The organism is Bradyrhizobium sp. USDA 4502 (assembly GCF_054063355.1).
Genome location: NZ_JBSSGF010000001.1, coordinates 8,523,885 through 8,539,957, shown reverse-complemented (window position 1 = coordinate 8,539,957; position 16,073 = coordinate 8,523,885). Strand labels below are relative to the sequence as shown.

15 protein-coding genes are annotated in these 16,073 nt (G+C 65.7%); 9 read left to right on the top strand and 6 right to left on the bottom strand.

The annotated features are described in order from the left end of the window. The first annotated feature begins 86 nt into the window (after nt 1–86). A complete protein-coding gene (locus ACVW1B_RS39810) occupies nt 87–332 on the top strand; it encodes a hypothetical protein (RefSeq protein WP_456777824.1) in 246 nt (81 codons plus the stop codon). A gap of 15 nt (nt 333–347) precedes the next feature. On the opposite strand, the gene ACVW1B_RS39805 is transcribed toward ACVW1B_RS39810, so the two are convergent. After that, nucleotides 348–977, bottom strand: coding sequence for an NUDIX hydrolase (locus ACVW1B_RS39805; protein WP_253604639.1), 630 nt, complete (start codon nt 975–977; stop codon nt 348–350). Nucleotides 978–1,069: 92 nt separating this feature from the next. Here ACVW1B_RS39805 and ACVW1B_RS39800 point away from each other — a divergent pair, with 92 nt between their 5' ends. From ACVW1B_RS39800 to ACVW1B_RS39790, 3 genes are all read left to right on the top strand, one after another. Further along, nucleotides 1,070–1,495: a PaaI family thioesterase gene (locus tag ACVW1B_RS39800; RefSeq protein WP_456777825.1), complete on the top strand. Its 426-nt coding sequence runs from the start codon at nt 1,070–1,072 to the stop codon at nt 1,493–1,495. A gap of 105 nt (nt 1,496–1,600) precedes the next feature. Next, nucleotides 1,601–2,620, top strand: coding sequence for an aldo/keto reductase (locus tag ACVW1B_RS39795; RefSeq protein WP_456822896.1), 1,020 nt, complete (start codon nt 1,601–1,603; stop codon nt 2,618–2,620). A gap of 253 nt (nt 2,621–2,873) precedes the next feature. Next, nucleotides 2,874–3,074 (top strand): hypothetical protein, encoded by a 201-nt coding sequence (locus ACVW1B_RS39790; protein WP_057016417.1) that lies wholly within the window; start codon nt 2,874–2,876, stop codon nt 3,072–3,074. A 100-nt stretch (nt 3,075–3,174) separates the two neighbouring features. On the opposite strand, the gene katG is transcribed toward ACVW1B_RS39790, so the two are convergent. Further along, nucleotides 3,175–5,340, bottom strand: coding sequence for a catalase/peroxidase HPI (gene katG / locus ACVW1B_RS39785; protein ID WP_253604641.1), 2,166 nt, complete (start codon nt 5,338–5,340; stop codon nt 3,175–3,177). A 118-nt stretch (nt 5,341–5,458) separates the two neighbouring features. On the opposite strand from katG, the gene ACVW1B_RS39780 reads away from it, so the two are divergent. After that, nucleotides 5,459–6,415, top strand: a complete 957-nt coding sequence (locus ACVW1B_RS39780) for a hydrogen peroxide-inducible genes activator (RefSeq protein ID WP_028342619.1) — start codon at nt 5,459–5,461, stop codon at nt 6,413–6,415. 261 nt (nt 6,416–6,676) lie between these two features. Here the strand turns inward: ACVW1B_RS39780 and galU are convergent, their stop codons facing one another. Then, nucleotides 6,677–7,552 (bottom strand): UTP--glucose-1-phosphate uridylyltransferase GalU, encoded by an 876-nt coding sequence (galU, locus tag ACVW1B_RS39775; RefSeq protein ID WP_028334743.1) that lies wholly within the window; start codon nt 7,550–7,552, stop codon nt 6,677–6,679. Nucleotides 7,553–7,776: 224 nt separating this feature from the next. Here galU and ACVW1B_RS39770 point away from each other — a divergent pair, with 224 nt between their 5' ends. Together ACVW1B_RS39770 and ACVW1B_RS39765 are read left to right on the top strand one after the other, a co-directional pair. Next, nucleotides 7,777–9,156, top strand: a complete 1,380-nt coding sequence (locus tag ACVW1B_RS39770; protein ID WP_456822895.1) for a lytic murein transglycosylase — start codon at nt 7,777–7,779, stop codon at nt 9,154–9,156. 325 nt (nt 9,157–9,481) lie between these two features. Next, on the top strand, nt 9,482–11,188 hold the full coding sequence (locus tag ACVW1B_RS39765; protein WP_076825226.1) for an SGNH/GDSL hydrolase family protein: 1,707 nt from the start codon (nt 9,482–9,484) through the stop codon (nt 11,186–11,188). Nucleotides 11,189–11,391: 203 nt separating this feature from the next. Here the strand turns inward: ACVW1B_RS39765 and ACVW1B_RS39760 are convergent, their stop codons facing one another. Together ACVW1B_RS39760 and ACVW1B_RS39755 are read right to left on the bottom strand one after the other, a co-directional pair. Beyond that, nucleotides 11,392–11,769 (bottom strand): CsbD family protein, encoded by a 378-nt coding sequence (locus ACVW1B_RS39760; protein ID WP_050387227.1) that lies wholly within the window; start codon nt 11,767–11,769, stop codon nt 11,392–11,394. A 59-nt stretch (nt 11,770–11,828) separates the two neighbouring features. After that, on the bottom strand, nt 11,829–12,563 hold the full coding sequence (locus tag ACVW1B_RS39755) for an SDR family NAD(P)-dependent oxidoreductase (RefSeq protein ID WP_456777830.1): 735 nt from the start codon (nt 12,561–12,563) through the stop codon (nt 11,829–11,831). A gap of 181 nt (nt 12,564–12,744) precedes the next feature. On the opposite strand from ACVW1B_RS39755, the gene ACVW1B_RS39750 reads away from it, so the two are divergent. Together ACVW1B_RS39750 and ACVW1B_RS39745 are read left to right on the top strand one after the other, a co-directional pair. Continuing rightward, nucleotides 12,745–13,524: an SDR family NAD(P)-dependent oxidoreductase gene (locus ACVW1B_RS39750; protein WP_456822894.1), complete on the top strand. Its 780-nt coding sequence runs from the start codon at nt 12,745–12,747 to the stop codon at nt 13,522–13,524. Between the two features lie 101 nt (nt 13,525–13,625). After that, nucleotides 13,626–14,513: a TauD/TfdA dioxygenase family protein gene (locus tag ACVW1B_RS39745; RefSeq protein ID WP_456822893.1), complete on the top strand. Its 888-nt coding sequence runs from the start codon at nt 13,626–13,628 to the stop codon at nt 14,511–14,513. Nucleotides 14,514–14,700: 187 nt separating this feature from the next. On the opposite strand, the gene ACVW1B_RS39740 is transcribed toward ACVW1B_RS39745, so the two are convergent. Then, complete coding sequence (locus ACVW1B_RS39740) at nt 14,701–15,945, bottom strand: IS4 family transposase (RefSeq protein WP_456781775.1); 1,245 nt, start codon at nt 15,943–15,945, stop codon at nt 14,701–14,703. Nucleotides 15,946–16,073: the final 128 nt, after the last annotated feature.

Here is a 16,073-nt window from a genome sequence, read left to right as displayed (position 1 = left end):
GCCCGGAATTGTCCGGATCGCAGCGGCCGGATGCCGCGATCAATGCAGAATATTCGCCACAATGCGGTGTTCTCCGAACGAAAGCCTTGGAGAAAGCCCTGGAGATTGCGATGAGAATGGCACTCTGGCTCGTCGCCGCCTGCGCGTTGACGCTCGCCGCATCGGCGCGCGCCGAGCGTCCGGACTGCGGAACGTTTCCGGATACGCGTTCACGCTTCACCTGTTACGAGAATGTGTCGCGGGCGCCTCAGGAACCCGAGGCCGCGGCGCATTCGCCTGGTGCGCAGGGGAAATCAATAAAGATGAACGCCCGCAAGCGGCATCACAAATAGCGGCATCGTTGCGGCCTACTTCCATGCGAATACCGGCTGCTCCAGTTCGGCGACGCGGGTGCTGCGGCCGGCCAGCACCTCGCGAAATTGATAGATCAGCGCGGCGGTCGGCGCATGGATCTGCTGGCCACCGAGGCGGAAGCGGATCACGCGGCGCGAGCTTTCCGGGATCGTGACGAAGCTGAACGCGCCATCCAGCTCGATCGCATCGAGGCCGATGCGATGGACGGAGGCGACCTCGTCCGGGTTCGGCGTGATCGCCGCATGCGCACCGGCCCAGACCACGACCGGCGTGATCAGATAGCCGGATCGCGTCGGATAATCGTCGAGCATGCCGAGCACGTCGCTCGGGCCAAGCGCGAGCCCGAGCTCCTCATGCAATTCGCGCAGCGCGGCCTCGGCCTGCGTCTCGCCGGCATCGCAGCGCCCGCCCGGCAGCGCCCATTGCGCGCTGTGGGCGCGCAGGCGCGCGCTGCGGCGGGTCAACAGGAACGCCGTACCGCTGCCGTCGTCGCCTTCGGTCAGCGCGATCGCGACCGCCGCGCGCTTCAGCGTCGGCGCGGCGTCCGCCGGTGCCAAGCGTGCGAATGCGGCACAGAGCTCTGCGATATTCCGCCGGGTGGCATCGTCAAATGTGCGGGCCATTGACCTTGACTACAACACAACAGCGTTTGATGAAATGACTGCGACCACATGCCTCCTGCGATCAATCATCAGCAAGCAACGGACCCCACCTCATGACGGCCAAGGCCGCGGACAAACTCACATCCGACGGCTGGAAGATCGCCGAAACCACGGGATTCCTGACGCTGATCGGCCCGTTGTGGGAACGGTTGAAGGACGGCGCGCTTGAACTCGCGCTGATCACCGAAGACAAGCACCACAATCGCCGCGGCCTCGTGCAGGGCGGCGTGATCATGACCTTCGCCGACCGCGCCTGCGGCATGGCCGCACGCTACGTCTCGGGCAAGCCGACGCTTGCGACCGTGCAGCTCGACACCCATTTCGTCGAGGCCGGCAAGATCGGCGAGATCCTGACGACGCGGCCGCGCGTGGTACGCTCGACCCGCAGCCTGATCTTCATCACGGCCGAGGTGACCGTCGACAAGCGCTGTATCGCGATGGCCAACGGCGTGTTCAAGATCCTGAAGAACGACAGCTGATCCTTTGTCATTCCGGGATGGTCCGAAGGACCAGACCCGGAATCTCGAGATTCCGGGCTCGATGCTGCGCATCGCCCCGGAATGACCGCAGGAAAGGAAAGTCCGATGCAATATCGCCAGCTTGGCCGTAGCGGCCTGAAGGTCTCGCCGATCTGCCTCGGCACCATGATGTTCGGCGGACCGACCGACGAGGCGACCTCGGCGCGGATCGTGGCGAAGGCGCGCGAGGCCGGCATCAACTTCATCGACAGCGCCGACGCCTATAATGCCGGCAAGTCCGAGGAGGTCGTGGGGCGCGCGATCTCCAACAGCCGGTCGAACTGGGTGCTCGCGACAAAACTCGCCAATCCGATCGGCGACGATCCCAACCACGGCGGGCTGTCGCGTCGCTGGGTGTTCCAGGCCGCCGACGAGAGCCTGAAGCGGCTCGGCACCGACTACATCGACGTCTACTATCTGCACAAGGAAGATCACACGACGCCGCTCGACGAGACGGTGCGCGCGATGGGCGACCTGATCCGCGCCGGCAAGGTGCGCTATTTCGGCGTCTCCAACTACCGCGCCTGGCGCGTCGCCGAGATCTGCAACATCTGCGACCGGCTCGGCATCGACCGCCCGGTCGCGAGCCAGCCCTATTACAATGCGATGAACCGGATGCCGGAGGTCGAGCATTTCCCGGCCTGCGCCTATTACGGGCTCGGCATCGTGCCCTATAGCCCGCTGGCGCGCGGCGTGCTTACCGGCAAATACGCGCCCGACGCGGCGCCACCCGCGGACACGCGTGCGGGGCGCAACGACAAGCGCATGATGCAGACCGAGTGGCGGCCGGAATCGCTCGAGCTCGCGCAGGAGATCAAGCGCCACGCCGAGAGCAAAGGCATCACCGCCGGGCAGTTCGCGGTGTCCTGGGTACTGAACTCGTCGTTCGTCAGCGCCGTGATCGCGGGGCCGCGCACCGAAGCGCAATGGGACGACTACATCCGCGCGCTCGACTATCGCTTCACCGCCGAGGACGAAGCCCTGATCGACCGCCTCGTCGTCACCGGCCATCCCTCGACGCCGGGCTTCAACGACCCCGCCTATCCGATCGAGGGGCGCCGGGCGCGGAGCGGATCGTCGCTGTAGCGGCAGCGTCACAATTTTAGTTTGTGCGCTCCGCCCGCCGTCATTGCGAGCGGAGCGAAGCAATCCATCGTGCCGCAAGCGGAGAAATGGACTGCGTCGTCGCTGACGCTCCTCGCAATGACGGTGTGTTGCACTCGCTCGGTACGGATAACCCGCTCGGCAACGCCGAAGTTACGTTTCGTAGCTTCCGAATTGCGCGAAGCCCGAGTCGGCTGCAGCATCAGGGCATGGAAATGCTGATGCTGGTGCTGCAATGACGGCATCCAATGTACTGGACTGGATCGTGGCCCTCCTCGTCTGCTGGGCGAGCCTGACCGCAATCTTTGAACCTTCGCGCGGTGCCTCGCAGTGCGACGTATCCACCGCGACGAGCAGCGCGCCGCAGGCCTCACTGGCGACCCCGACGCAGGCGGAGTTCGAGGAGATGATCCGCGACATGAAGCTGCATGATTGAACGGGATCGGCAAACCGCGAAAATCCTTCCGCATCATCTCCCAAATGAAACAGGGCGGCGCCGAAGCGCCGCCCTGCCCTGATTGCCGTTTGCTCGCCGCTTACTTCGCGAGGTCGAAGCGGTCGGCGTTCATCACCTTGGCCCAGGCCGCGACGAAGTCCTTCACGAACTGCTCCTTGGAGTCGGACTGGCCGTAGACCTCGGCGAACGCCCGCAGCTGCGAGTGTGAGCCGAAGATCAGGTCGACGCGGGTGCCGGTCCACTTCACCGCCTTGGTCTTGCGGTCGCGGCCCTCATAGACGCCCTCGCCGGCATCGCTCCACACCGTGCCCATGTCGAGCAGGTTGAGGAAGAAGTCGTTGGTGAGCGTCCCCGGCTTGCCGGTGAAGACGCCGTGCTTCGACTTCTTGGCATTGGCGCCGAGCACGCGCAGGCCGCCGACGAGGACCGTCAGTTCCGGTCCGGTCAGCCGCAGGAGCTGTGCACGGTCGACCAAGGCCTCTTCCGGCTGCAGGAACTGATGCTTGCCGCCGATATAGTTGCGGAAGCCGTCAGCCCGCGGCTCGAGCGGAGCGAACGACTCGACGTCGGTCTGGTCCTGCGTCGCATCGGTGCGGCCCGGCGTGAAGGGGACCTTCACATTGGTGCCGCCGTCCTTCGCCGCCTTCTCGATCGCAGCCGCGCCGCCGAGCACGATCAGATCGGCCAGCGAAACCTTCTTGCCGAACTCCTTCTGGATGGCTTCGAGCTTGCCCAGCACGCCCTTGAGCTGCGCGGGCTCGTTGACATCCCAGTCCTTCTGCGGCGCAAGGCGGATGCGTGCACCATTGGCACCGCCGCGCTTGTCGGAGCCGCGGAACGTGGAGGCCGAGGCCCAGGCGGTCGACACCAGTTCGGACACCGACAGGCCCGAGGCGAGGATCTTCGCCTTGAGCGCCTCGATATCCTTGTCGTCGATCACGGCGTGATCGAGCGCCGGTACCGGATCCTGCCAGATCAGCGTCTCCTTCGGCACCAGCGGGCCGAGGTAGCGCTGGATCGGACCCATGTCGCGGTGCGTGAGCTTGAACCAGGCGCGGGCGAAGGCGTCCGCGAACTGATCCGGATGCTCATAGAACCGGCGCGAGATCTTCTCATAGGCCGGATCGAAGCGCAGCGACAGGTCGGTGGTCAGCATCGTCGGGACATGCTTCTTCGACGGATCGAACGCGTCCGGAATGACGGCGTCCGCGCCCTTTGCCTTCCACTGCTTCGCACCCGCCGGGCTCTTCGTCAGCTCCCATTCGTACTTGAACAGGTTCTCGAAGAAGTGGTTGCTCCACTTGGTCGGGGTCTGGGTCCAGGTGACCTCGGGACCGCCGGTGATCGCGTCAGCGCCGACGCCGGTGCCGAACTTGCTCTTCCAACCGAGACCCTGTTCCTCGATCGCGCCACCTTCCGGCTCCGGACCGATCAACGACGGATCGCCCGCACCGTGGGTCTTGCCGAAGGTGTGGCCACCGGCGATCAGCGCGACGGTCTCCTCGTCGTTCATCGCCATGCGGAAGAACGTCTCGCGAATGTCCTTCGCGGCGGCGACCGGGTCCGGATTGCCGTTCGGGCCTTCCGGGTTGACGTAGATCAGGCCCATCTGCACCGCGCCGAGTGGCTCGGAGAGCTGGCGCTCGCCGCTGTAGCGCTCGTCACCAAGCCAGGTGCCTTCCGGACCCCAGTACAGCTCTTCCGGCTCCCACACGTCGGCGCGGCCACCCGCAAAACCGAACGTCTTGAAGCCCATCGATTCCAGCGCAACGTTGCCGGCGAGGACCATCAGATCGGCCCACGAGATCTTGCGGCCGTACTTCTGCTTGATCGGCCACAGCAGCCGGCGCGCCTTGTCGAGGTTGGCGTTGTCCGGCCAGCTGTTGAGCGGGGCGAAACGCTGCTGACCGGCACCGGCGCCGCCGCGGCCGTCGGTGATGCGATAGGTGCCCGCCGAATGCCAGGCCATGCGGATCATCAGGCCGCCGTAATGGCCGAAGTCGGCCGGCCACCATTCTTGCGACGTCGTCATCAGGGCCGTGAGGTCCTTGATCACGGCGTTGAGATCGAGGCTCTTGAATTCCTTGGCGTAGTCGAAGCCCTTGCCCATCGGATCGGACAGGCTGGAGTTGCGATGCAGCACCTGAACGTCGAGCGTCTCCGGCCACCAGTCACGATTCGAGTGCCCGCGAGGCCCGCCTGTGAATGGGCATTTGCCCGCGCCTTCGTCGGTTTTTGCGTCCATGTTTCTTCTCCGAGGTGATGGATTCTGGAATGCGCTGGAGCTCTTCCAAGAACGATTCTACGCAACCCAATCCATCAGAGGAAATTGACTTTAGTGATCGCGTCGATAAGATTATCTGATGATAAATGTCACACTCCGGCAACTCAGGTATTTTGATGCTCTGGCCCACCACCGCCATTTCGGGCGCGCCGCGGATGCCTGCGCGGTGTCGCAGCCGGCGCTGTCGATGCAGATCCGCGAAATGGAACAGGCGGTCGGCGGCGTGCTGATCGAACGCAATGCGCGGCAGGTGACGCTGACGACCTTCGGCGAGGACCTGCTGCGCCGCGTGCGCGACATCCTGCGTTCGGTCGACGAACTCGGCGACTTCGCGCGCGCCTCGCGCGACAAGCTCGCCGGGCGGCTGCGGGTCGGCATGATCCCGACGATTGCACCATATCTGCTGCCGAAGGTGATCGAGAACCTGGCGCGGCTGCATCCCGAGCTCGACATCCATGTCCGCGAGACGCTGACGCCGAAGTTGATCAAGGAGGTCGCCGAAGGCCGGCTCGACACCGCGATCGTGGCGCTGCCGGTATCGGAACCGTCGCTGACCGAGGTCGCGCTGTTCTCGGAAAACTTCCTGCTGGTGCGGCCGGGCGAGGATGCCAAGACGCCGGTGCCGAGCGCCGAGATGCTGCGCGAGATGCGGCTGTTGCTGCTCGAGGAGGGCCACTGCTTCCGCGACCAGGCGCTGTCGTTCTGCAACATGCAATCCTCGCCGCCGCGCGAGGTGCTGGACGCGAGTTCGCTGTCGACGCTGGTGCAGATGGTCGGCGCCGGTATCGGCGTCACCCTGATCCCCGAGATGGCGGTGACGGTGGAGACGCGCTCGGCGCCGGTCACGGTCTCGCGCTTCAAGCATCCGCAGCCGTCGCGCACCATCGGCATGGTCTGGCGCAAGACCTCTCCGCTCGCCGCGCAGCTCCAGCAGATCTCCGAGGTCGTCAGCCTCGCCGCCCGCGCCCTGCGCGCGCCGAAGCAGGACGGCGCCAAGGAGCCGGCGAAGCGCGCGGGGCGAAGGAAGGTGGCGTGATTGCCGAGACGCTGCGGCGAAGATGTAGTTCTGGTTTGACGCACACGTCTCGCCACCCCCACAACCGTCGTCCTGGCGAAAGCCAGGGACCCATAACCACCGCGTTTGATTGTGAACGGGATCGTGGCTCCAGCTTCGCTCAACAACTGATGGTCGGGGTAATGGGTCCTGGCTTTCGCCAGGACGACATCGAATATGTTGCGCGGTCTGTGAATCATACGTCCGCATTCTCGCGGCGAATGACGAGATGACGCGGCGCCCCTACTTCTCCAGGTACTTCTTCATCTCGGCGATCAGGCCGTCGCGCAGTTCGGGGCGCTTGAGGCCGAAGGCGATGTTGGCGCGGAGGAAGCCGGGCTTGGAGCCGCAATCGTGGCGCTCGCCCTCGAACTCGACGCCGTAGAACTTCTGCGTCTTCGCAAGCCCGATCATCGCATCGGTGAGCTGGATCTCGCCGCCGGCGCCGCGCTCCTGCGTGGCCAGGATGTTGAAGATCTCCGGCTGCAGGATGTAGCGGCCGGTGATCGACAGGTTGGACGGCGCGGTGCCCTGCGGCGGCTTCTCGACCATGCGGTCGACCTCGAAGATGTTGCCGGTGCGTTTGCCGACGCTGCAGATGCCGTATTGATGGGTGAGTTCGTCGGGCACCGCCTCGACCGCGATCAGGTTCGACTTATCACCAAGCCTGCTCGCGGCGTCGATCATCTGCTTGAGGCAGCCCGGCGTGTTCAGCACCAACTCGTCCGGCAGCACCACCGCGAACGGCTCGTTGCCGATGATATCGCGTGCGCACCACACCGCGTGGCCGAGCCCGAGCGGCGCCTGCTGCCGGGTGAAGCTCATCGCGCCGGCCTCCGGCTGGTTCTGCGCCAGGATATCCTGCTCGGTCTTCTTGCCGCGCTGCGCCAGCGTGGTGTCGAGCTCGAACATGCGGTCGAAGTGATCCTCGATGACACCCTTGTTGCGGCCGGTGACGAACACGAAATGCTCGATGCCGGCTTCCCGGGCCTCGTCGACCACGTACTGGATCAGGGGCTTGTCGACGATCGTCAGCATCTCCTTCGGCATCGCCTTGGTGGCGGGCAGCACGCGGGTACCGAGACCGGCGACGGGGAATACGGCTTTGCGGATCTTCATGGGATTATCGGAAGCCTTGAAATGGGTGGGACGGCGGCACGAAATGAATCATGCCTTTGGTACCCCGTTTTGCAGCCGCCAACAAAGGCGGATGTGTGGTGCGGCTTAATTCCGCCGTTCCCGTCAGCCAAATGCGGGCCGCAACAAAATCTCGCCCTTGTTAAGTTATTGGAAACCGTGCCGGGGCCTTCTGGAACAGCACGATTTTGACAGGCACACGACAAATGCGCGCGATGGGAACATCAAGGACCAAGCTTTTCGGCGCGAGCCTGATCGCGCTGGCCCTGCTGCTGCCCGGCAGCACGCAAGCCCAGTCGGCGGGCAACGGCCTGACCAACCTGATCGACAGCATCTTTTCCGGACCGAACGCGACGCCGCCGCAGGCCGCAACCGGACAGGACGGCGCGGCACCGCCGTGGAGCGGTGAAGACGGCGCCTCCGGCCATCCGCTGATGACCGCAGCGGCGATCCGCCAGGCCGCGTCGGACTTCCCGAACTGCGTCGCAGCGATGTGGCCAGATGCCGCACGGCGCAACATCACCCAAGAGAATTTCGAGCGCTTCACCGCCGGCCTGACGCCCGATCTGCGCATCATGGATCTGATGGATTCGCAGCCGGAGTTCACCAAGGCGATCTGGGATTATCTCGACATCCTGGTCAGCGACACCAGGCTCGCCAAGGGGCGCGAGATCCTTGCGAAATACAAGCCGCAGTTCGATGCCACCGAGAAGGCCTATGGCGTCGACCGCTACATCATTGCGGCGATCTGGGGCATCGAGTCGAACTACTCGACCCAGATGGGCGATCGCAACGTGGTGCAGTCGACCGCGACGCTCGCCTGCATCGGCCGCCGTCAGGCCTATTTCAAGGACGAGTTCCTGTCGGCGCTGGAAATCCTCAGCCGCGGCGACCTCAGGCCCGAGCAGATGCGCGGCTCCTGGGCCGGCGCCTTCGGCCCGACCCAGTTCATGCCGACCGCGTTCAAGCGCTATGCCGTCGATGGCGACGGCGACGGCCGCCGCGACGTCGTCGACAATCCGAGCGACCTGATCGCCTCGACCGCCAACAATCTGAAGAAGGACGGCTGGCAGACCGGCGCGAGCTGGGGCTACGAGGTCGTGCTGCCGCAAGGCCTCAATTACATGCTGGCCGACCGCGCCAAGGCCATGCCGCTGTCGCAATGGGAGCATCTCGGCCTCAAGCGGCCGAACGGCCAGCCGTTCCCGCGGCCGTCCGACAAGGCCTATCTGCTGGCGCCGGCCGGCGCCGAGGGGCCGGGCTTCCTGATGCTGCAGAATTTCCGGGTGATCATGAAGTACAACCCGGCCGAGGCCTACGCGCTCGCCATCGGCCATTTCGCCGACCGCCTGCGCGGCGGCCAGCCCTTCGCGCAGCCCTGGCCGCGGCAGGAGCGGGTGCTGTCGCGCGCCGAGCGGCTGGAACTGCAGCAGCTGCTCGCCCAGCGCGGCTTCTACAAGGGTACGCCCGACGGCCAGTTCGGCGGCCAGACCCGCGAGGCGCTGCGCGGCTTCCAGGTGTCGATCGGGGCACCGGCCGACGGTTTTGCCACCGCCGAGGTGCTGGAGCGGCTGCGGGCGCGGTAGGGCTGAAGCCGGAGGACCGCCTCCCGTAGCCCGGATGCAGCGCAGCGAAAGCCGGGGTTCTCGCCGTGCGGCTGGTCTGGTCCCGGATTACGCTTTGCTCCATCCGGGCTACGGCTCTTGCCCCTCCCGCAAGCGGGAGAGGGGGCACGGTTCCGTCGCCGCGACGGCTAGGCCCTCCACCCCGAAAGTAACCGTGAAATCCGATATTTGCCGCCTGCCTTGACGGCGGCCGGCGGCACCCGATTTATGGTGGAAAAGCTGCCCGCTTGCGGCCCGATTCCGCTAGTATGCTCACGTACTTCCAGATCATTTGCGACCGAACGCGATGCGAGAGCCAAAGTCCTTTTTGCGCATATTCACCGAAGCCGGTCCGCTGGTCGCGCTGACGGTGGCGCTTGCGCTGTTGATCGGCATCGCCCAGCCCGCCTCGGCGCAATTCTTCGGCTTCCCCGGCTTCGGCGGCGGACCGCCGCAACCGCAGCGCCGCGCTCCGCCGCAGCACGGTGGTGGCGGCTGGTTCGGCGGCGATTTCTTCGCGCCGTTCCAGCAGCAGCAACCGCAATCATCGCAGCCGCAGCGGCCGCGCGAGGATTTCTCGCGCGCTCCGGCACCGGCCAAGCGCGAGGCGGCCGCCGAGCGCAACGTGCTCGTCATCGGCGACGCCATGGCCGACTGGCTCGGCTATGGCCTGGAAGATGCCTATTCCGACCAGCCCGACATGGGCGTGATCCGCAAGCACAAGACGGTCTCCGGCCTGATCCGCTATCAGCCCAAGGGCGATCCGGCGGATTGGGCCGCGGCCGCGAAGGGCATTCTCGCCACCGAGAACCCCGACGCCATCGTCGTGATGCTCGGCCTCAACGACCGCACCGCGATCCGAGAATCTGTCGTGGAGAAGAAGGTCGACAAGAAGGACGAGAAAAAGGACGCGCGCGGCAAGCCCGAAGCCAAGCCGGGCGACAAGCCCGATGCCGCCGCCAAAACTGATGGCAAGCCGGTCGAGGCCGAGCCGCCGGCCGACGACGCCGACAATGACTCGCAGGCCGCGCCGGAAAAGACTGCGCGTTCGCCGAACGGCCTCTATGAATTCCGCGACGACCGCTGGGTCGAGCTCTACGGCAAGAAGATCGAGGAGTTGATCAACGTGCTGAAGAGCAAGGGCGTGCCGGTGCTGTGGGTCGGCCTGCCCGCGATCCGCGGCCAGAAGGGCACGTCGGACATGCTGTTCCTCGACGCGCTCTATCGCGACGGCGCCGGCAAGGCCGGCATCACCTATGTTGACGTCTGGGACGGCTTTGTCGACGAGGCCGGCCGCTTCATGCAGAAGGGCCCGGACTTCGAAGGCCAGCCCCGCAAGCTGCGTACCGATGACGGCGTGTTCTTCACCAAGGCCGGCGCGCGCAAGCTCGCGCATTATGTCGAGCGCGAGGTGACGCGCCTGCTCGCGGTGCGCTCCGGGCCGATCGCGCTGCCGAGCGAACCCGCGACGCCGGATACCAGCGCGGAGCCCGGCAAGCCCGCGCCGCGGCCGCTGGCGGGCCCGGTGCTGCCGCTGGTCGCCTCCACCGTCGGCACCGATCAATTGCTCGGCGGACCGGGCTCGCGGCCCGCCGCCGTCGATGCGCTCGCCGCGCGCACGCTGGTGAAGGGGGAGGCGCTGGCGCCACCCGCCGGCCGCGCCGATGATTTCGTCTGGCCGCGCCGCGAGATGGGCCGCGAGCAAGCCAAGGGCGATGTGCCGGTTGCCGCGACCACGCCCGCCGCGCCGGCGGGCGGACCGGCCAATCCGCCGCCCTCGACCACGGCGATCGCGCCCGACGGCTCGATCATCACCGCACCGAAGCCGCCAAGGCGCGTGTTCCGTCCGGCCCAGACCCAGGCCCAGCCGCAACAGCAGCCGCAGACACAGCCTTGGCTGCGCGATCTGTTCGGGTTCGGCGCGCCGCAGCAGCGCCCGTTGGTCGCTCCGCCGCCGCGCCCGCCGCGCGGTGTCGGACAGCGGGCCGCAGTGCCGGGGAGTCCGTGGCAGTAGGCCGCGCGTCTTCCGATAGAATTGACGCTACATCCACGTCATTGCGAGCCAACGGGTCGCGCGAACGCGCGCCCGATGACAGGCTCCGCAAAGCAATCCATCGATCCGCACGCGCGGACGGCTGGATTGCTTCGTCGCTTCAGCGCAAAATTGCTTTGCAATTTTGTCGCGAGCTCCTCGCAATGACGGTGGGCGAGATGGTATCAACCGTAATAGCGCCAGCGCGACGGCGGCGGGCGGCGCGGCTGGCGCGTCATCAGGAGCGCGAGTGCAAAGCCGATGCCGCCGGCGATCAGCAGCGATCCCAGCGGGTTCTCCTGCACCGCATGCGCCATCGCCTTCTGTCCGCTGCGAACGGTCTCGCCGCGATGCTCATAGGCATCCTTGGCGTAGTTGACCGCGGTGTCGGCGGCGTCGCGCGCGGCGTCCTTGGCCTGGCCGTAAAGATCCTGCACCGAGCCCGCGGCTTCGCGCGCGCGGCCCGAGGCCTGGGTCTGCGCATCGCCGGTCGCGTCGCCGACAGCACCTTCGGCCTTGCCCGCGAACTCCTTCGCCGTTCCGAAAATCCGATCCTTGTCCATCGTCACGCTCCCTGATCTGTCCGGGAGCTAACCGGGAAACGGCGCGCAGGTTCCTGCGGTTACAGGATCAGCCCACCGTCGACGACGATGGTCTGGCCGACGATGTAGGAGGCGAGCGGCGAGGCCAGGAACAGCGCGGCGCCGGCCATGTCGGCGGGCGTGCCGAGACGCTTCAGCGGAATGCGCTCGAGCGCGCCTTCGAGACGCTTCGGATTGGCCGTCGTCGCCTTGGTCATCTTGGTGTCGACGAGGCCAGGCGCGATGCCGTTGACGCGGATGCCGTTCTCCGCCCAGGCCTCGCCGAGCGTGCGCGTCAGTCCGACGGCGCCGGTCTTCGAGGCGTTGTAGGCCGGATTGCCCATGGTGGAATGATAGGCCGCGGTCGAGCTCACGATGATCAGCGAGCCTTTGCTCGCGCTCAGCATCGGCTGGAATTTGGTCGCGCAGGCCATCAGGCTCATCAGGTTGACCTCGAGCACCTTGCGAAAACCCTCCATCTCGAATTCCCCGCGGCGGTAAATCACCGCGCCCTGCGCCAGCACCAGCACATCGAGCCGGTCGAACGACGGCCTGAAGGCCTCGATCGCCTGCGGGTTGCTGACATCGAGCTGCGCGTAGGCGAGGCCCTCGAGATGCGAGCCCTCTTCGGTGGAATAGTCGCTCGCCTGCGCACGGGTGCCGCAGATCGCGACGCGCGCGCCCCTGGCGCGGAACGCCTGCGCGATGCCGTTGCCGATGCCGCTGGAGCCGCCGACCACCAATATCTGCTTGCCGCCGAAATCGAGCTCGTTCATCGCGCGTTCCTCTCTCGTGCTGTTGTCTTGATTGAGCATGATCCTTCTCGGAAAGCCAACCGGGAAACTTGCGTTAACGCGCTGCGCGCATGCCGATATCGGATCAGTAGTTTGACGTATCCTGCGATCGGTGCCAGCGTTGCCGTCTCTCACAACGCAAAAAATCAACGGGGGGTCCGTCATGTCCGAATACAAGCAGCTCAGCCGTTCGGTGAAGGGCCTCACCGTTCTGGTCACCGGCGCCGCCAGCGGCATGGGCCGCGCCACCGCGCGGGTGTTTGCCGATGAAGGTGCCAACGTCGCGGTCACCGACCTCACCGAAGAAGGCACGCAGACGGTGGCGAAGGAGATTTCAGCAAGCGGCCGCTCGGCGAAGGCCTGGACGCTCGACGTCGGCGATCGCGGCGCCATCACCAAAGTCGTCAACGACGTCGCCACGCATTTCGGCGGGCTCGACATCATCGTCAACAATGCCGGCATCTCGGTGCGGGTGCCGATCGACGATCCCGCGTACGAGGACGCCTGGGCCAAGGACATCGCGGTGATGCTGACGGCGCATCCGCGCATCATCCGCGCGGCACTGCCATACCTGCGCAAGTCGCACTCGCCGCGCATCGTCAACATCGCCTCGACCGAGGCGCTCGGCGCGACCGCGCTGCACAGCCCCTACTCCGCGGCCAAGGGCGGCGTCACCAGCCTGACCCGCTCGCTCGCGGTGGAGCTGGGACGCGAAGGCATCACCGTGAACTGCATCTGCCCGGGCCCGATCCGCACCGCCATCACCGACCGCATCTCCGAGGAGCACAAGACGCTCTACGCCAAGCGCCGCACCGCCCTCGCCCGTTACGGCGATCCGGAAGAGGTCGCGCACATGACGCTGAGCCTGTGCCTGCCCGCCGCATCGTTCCTGACCGGCGCGGTGATTCCGGTCGACGGCGGGTTGATGGCGCGGAATGCCTGACCCGCGCACGGCCCGCGAGCGTTGACAGCGCGCGCGCGGCGAGTAGCCTTCCCGTCAAACGAAGCGGGAAAACCGCCCGCGACAGACGGGGAGATATGCCAATGACGGTCCTGATCCGGCAGCTTCACAAGCATTTCGTCGGCGAGGTTTCCGGCGTCGATCTGCGCAAGCCGCTGACGAAGCAGGAAGCGATCGACATCGAGGCCGGCATGGACAAATACGCCGTGCTCGTGTTCCACGGCCAGGACATCTCCGACGAGCAGCAGATGGCGTTCGCGCTGAATTTCGGCGAGCGCGAAGATGCGCGCGGCGGCACGGTGACGAAGAAGCAGGACTACCGCCTCGCCTCCGGGCTGAACGACGTCAGCAATCTCGGCAAGGACGGCAAGCCGCTGCCGAAGGACCACCGCACCCATCTGTTCAACCTCGGCAACTGCCTGTGGCATTCCGACAGCTCGTTCCGGCCGATCCCGGCGAAATTCTCGCTGCTGTCGGCGCGCGTGGTGAACCCGAAGGGCGGCAACACCGAATTCGCCGACATGCGCGCCGCCTATGACGCGCTCGACGACGAGACCAAGGCCGAGATCGAGGACATGATCTGCGAGCACTCGCTGATGTATTCGCGCGGCTCGCTCGGCTTCCTCGACTACACCGACGAGGAGAAGCAGATGTTCAAGCCGGTGCTGCAGCGCCTGGTGCGCACGCATCCGGTGCACGGCCGCAAGTCGCTGTATCTGTCCTCTCACGCCGGCGCCATCAGGGGCATGAGCATGCCGGAGGCGCGGCTGCTGCTGCGCGATCTGACCGAGCACGCGACGCAGCCCGAATTCGTCCATGTGCACAAATGGACGGTGCATGACCTCGTGATGTGGGACAACCGCCAGACCGTGCACCGCGTCCGCCGCTACGACCAGTCGCAGCCCCGCGACATGCGCCGCGCCACGGTGGCCGGCACCCAGCCGACGGTCGCGCAGAAAGCGGCGGAGTAGCGGTCGCGAAGGCTGTCGTAGCCAAACCATCGCTGTCGTAGTCGAACCCACAGCTGTCGTCCCGGGCAAGCGAAGCGCGACCCGGGACCATAACCACAGGGCGCTGTTGTTGCACGACGCTGTGGCCCGAGCGCGGTGCCGCAATTGCATACGGTGGTTATGGGTCCCTGCTTTCGCACTAGTGCATCTACACGTTTGTCGGGCCATTTGCGAGGATTTGGAAGCGGGCCATTCCGGTGTGGAAGGTGATTGGTCCAGGTTGACGGTGGGAGGCGTAGCCGGTCCATCCGCCGAGTTTTGCGATGATCCATGCCGCCCAAGCAAGAGTGTTGGGGCGATGGTGGTTTTTCTGAAGCTCGGTGCGACCTTTCATGGTTTTGTTGATGGCCCTGAGCGTCTCGATCTCTTCTGCGGTGAAGACAAATTCAGCCGGCAATTCTTCGCCACTGTTGCGGGCCTGAACGAGTTGAATGACGATACATGCCGCTCTGGTGGCGACCGCCACGAGCTTGATCAGGCCTTCGGCGCTCTCGATCTGACTATCCTCGATGCGCAAACCCTGGCTCTTCAGCGAGCGAAAGAGTTGCTCAATGATCCAGCGCTGGCGGTACCAGGAGACGATCTGCCAGGCGTCTTTAACGGTGGCGACCGGATGAGTGGTCAGGAGCAGCCAGCGAATGGGCTCCGCACCTCTCGGCGGATGCAACTCGACCACTTCTACGAAGCTGAGTTTGATGCCCTCCGCCAAGTCGGTGACGCCGGGCCTCTGCGGCCGCTTGAGCACGACGGTTCCGAAGCGCATCGAGAGATGGGCCTGCCGGCCGCGCCGATCCATTCGCTGCGGCAGATCGATCACCGCGTTGTCGCAGAAGCGGCTCCGCTCGACCGCCTGATAAAGTGTGTCGCCATCGACCAGCGCATGGTCGTGCATGGCACGCGACAGAAGATGGACATTCTCAGCTGGCGTCAGCGCCCAGTGAGCAAAGAAATCCCCCTCGCGGTCGTTGACGACGGTGATCATGCGGGCATCTGCCAGGACGTCGCGGCCTTGCTCGGCGGCCGTCACCCAGCGCGCCGACTCCTTGTCGGCCAAGGCGCGCCGCTCATGCGGGATTTTTACCTTGCCTTTGCGCGTCCAAACGTTGCCGCCAGTAAGGCCAAGACAGACCCCGCTGTCGGCATCCACCGCCATCATCGCATGCAACAGCACGCCGCGAGCATTGCCCTTGCCGACTTTGCCCAGCCCGCGCCGCCGTCCCGCCTGGGTCTGGAACTTGACCTCGCTCGTATCCTGGATCGCCAGCACATGACGCCCGCTGACCGCAGTCCGCGTCTGCGCGCTCCAGCCCTCAATCAATTTATCGATCGTGACTTGGGGGTTGTTCACAAACCGCCAGAACGCCATATTGGCAGCCCAATCGCCCCGGGCCATCTGGCGCAAGCAGACGCTGCGCGTGCAAAGCATAGCCCGCAGAAGCGTCGCCCCCTTTTGTCGAGACGAACGTCCCCGAACTCACCCAAAGACAAATCCGGCTGCATCGCTGGCGCTCCTTCGAATCA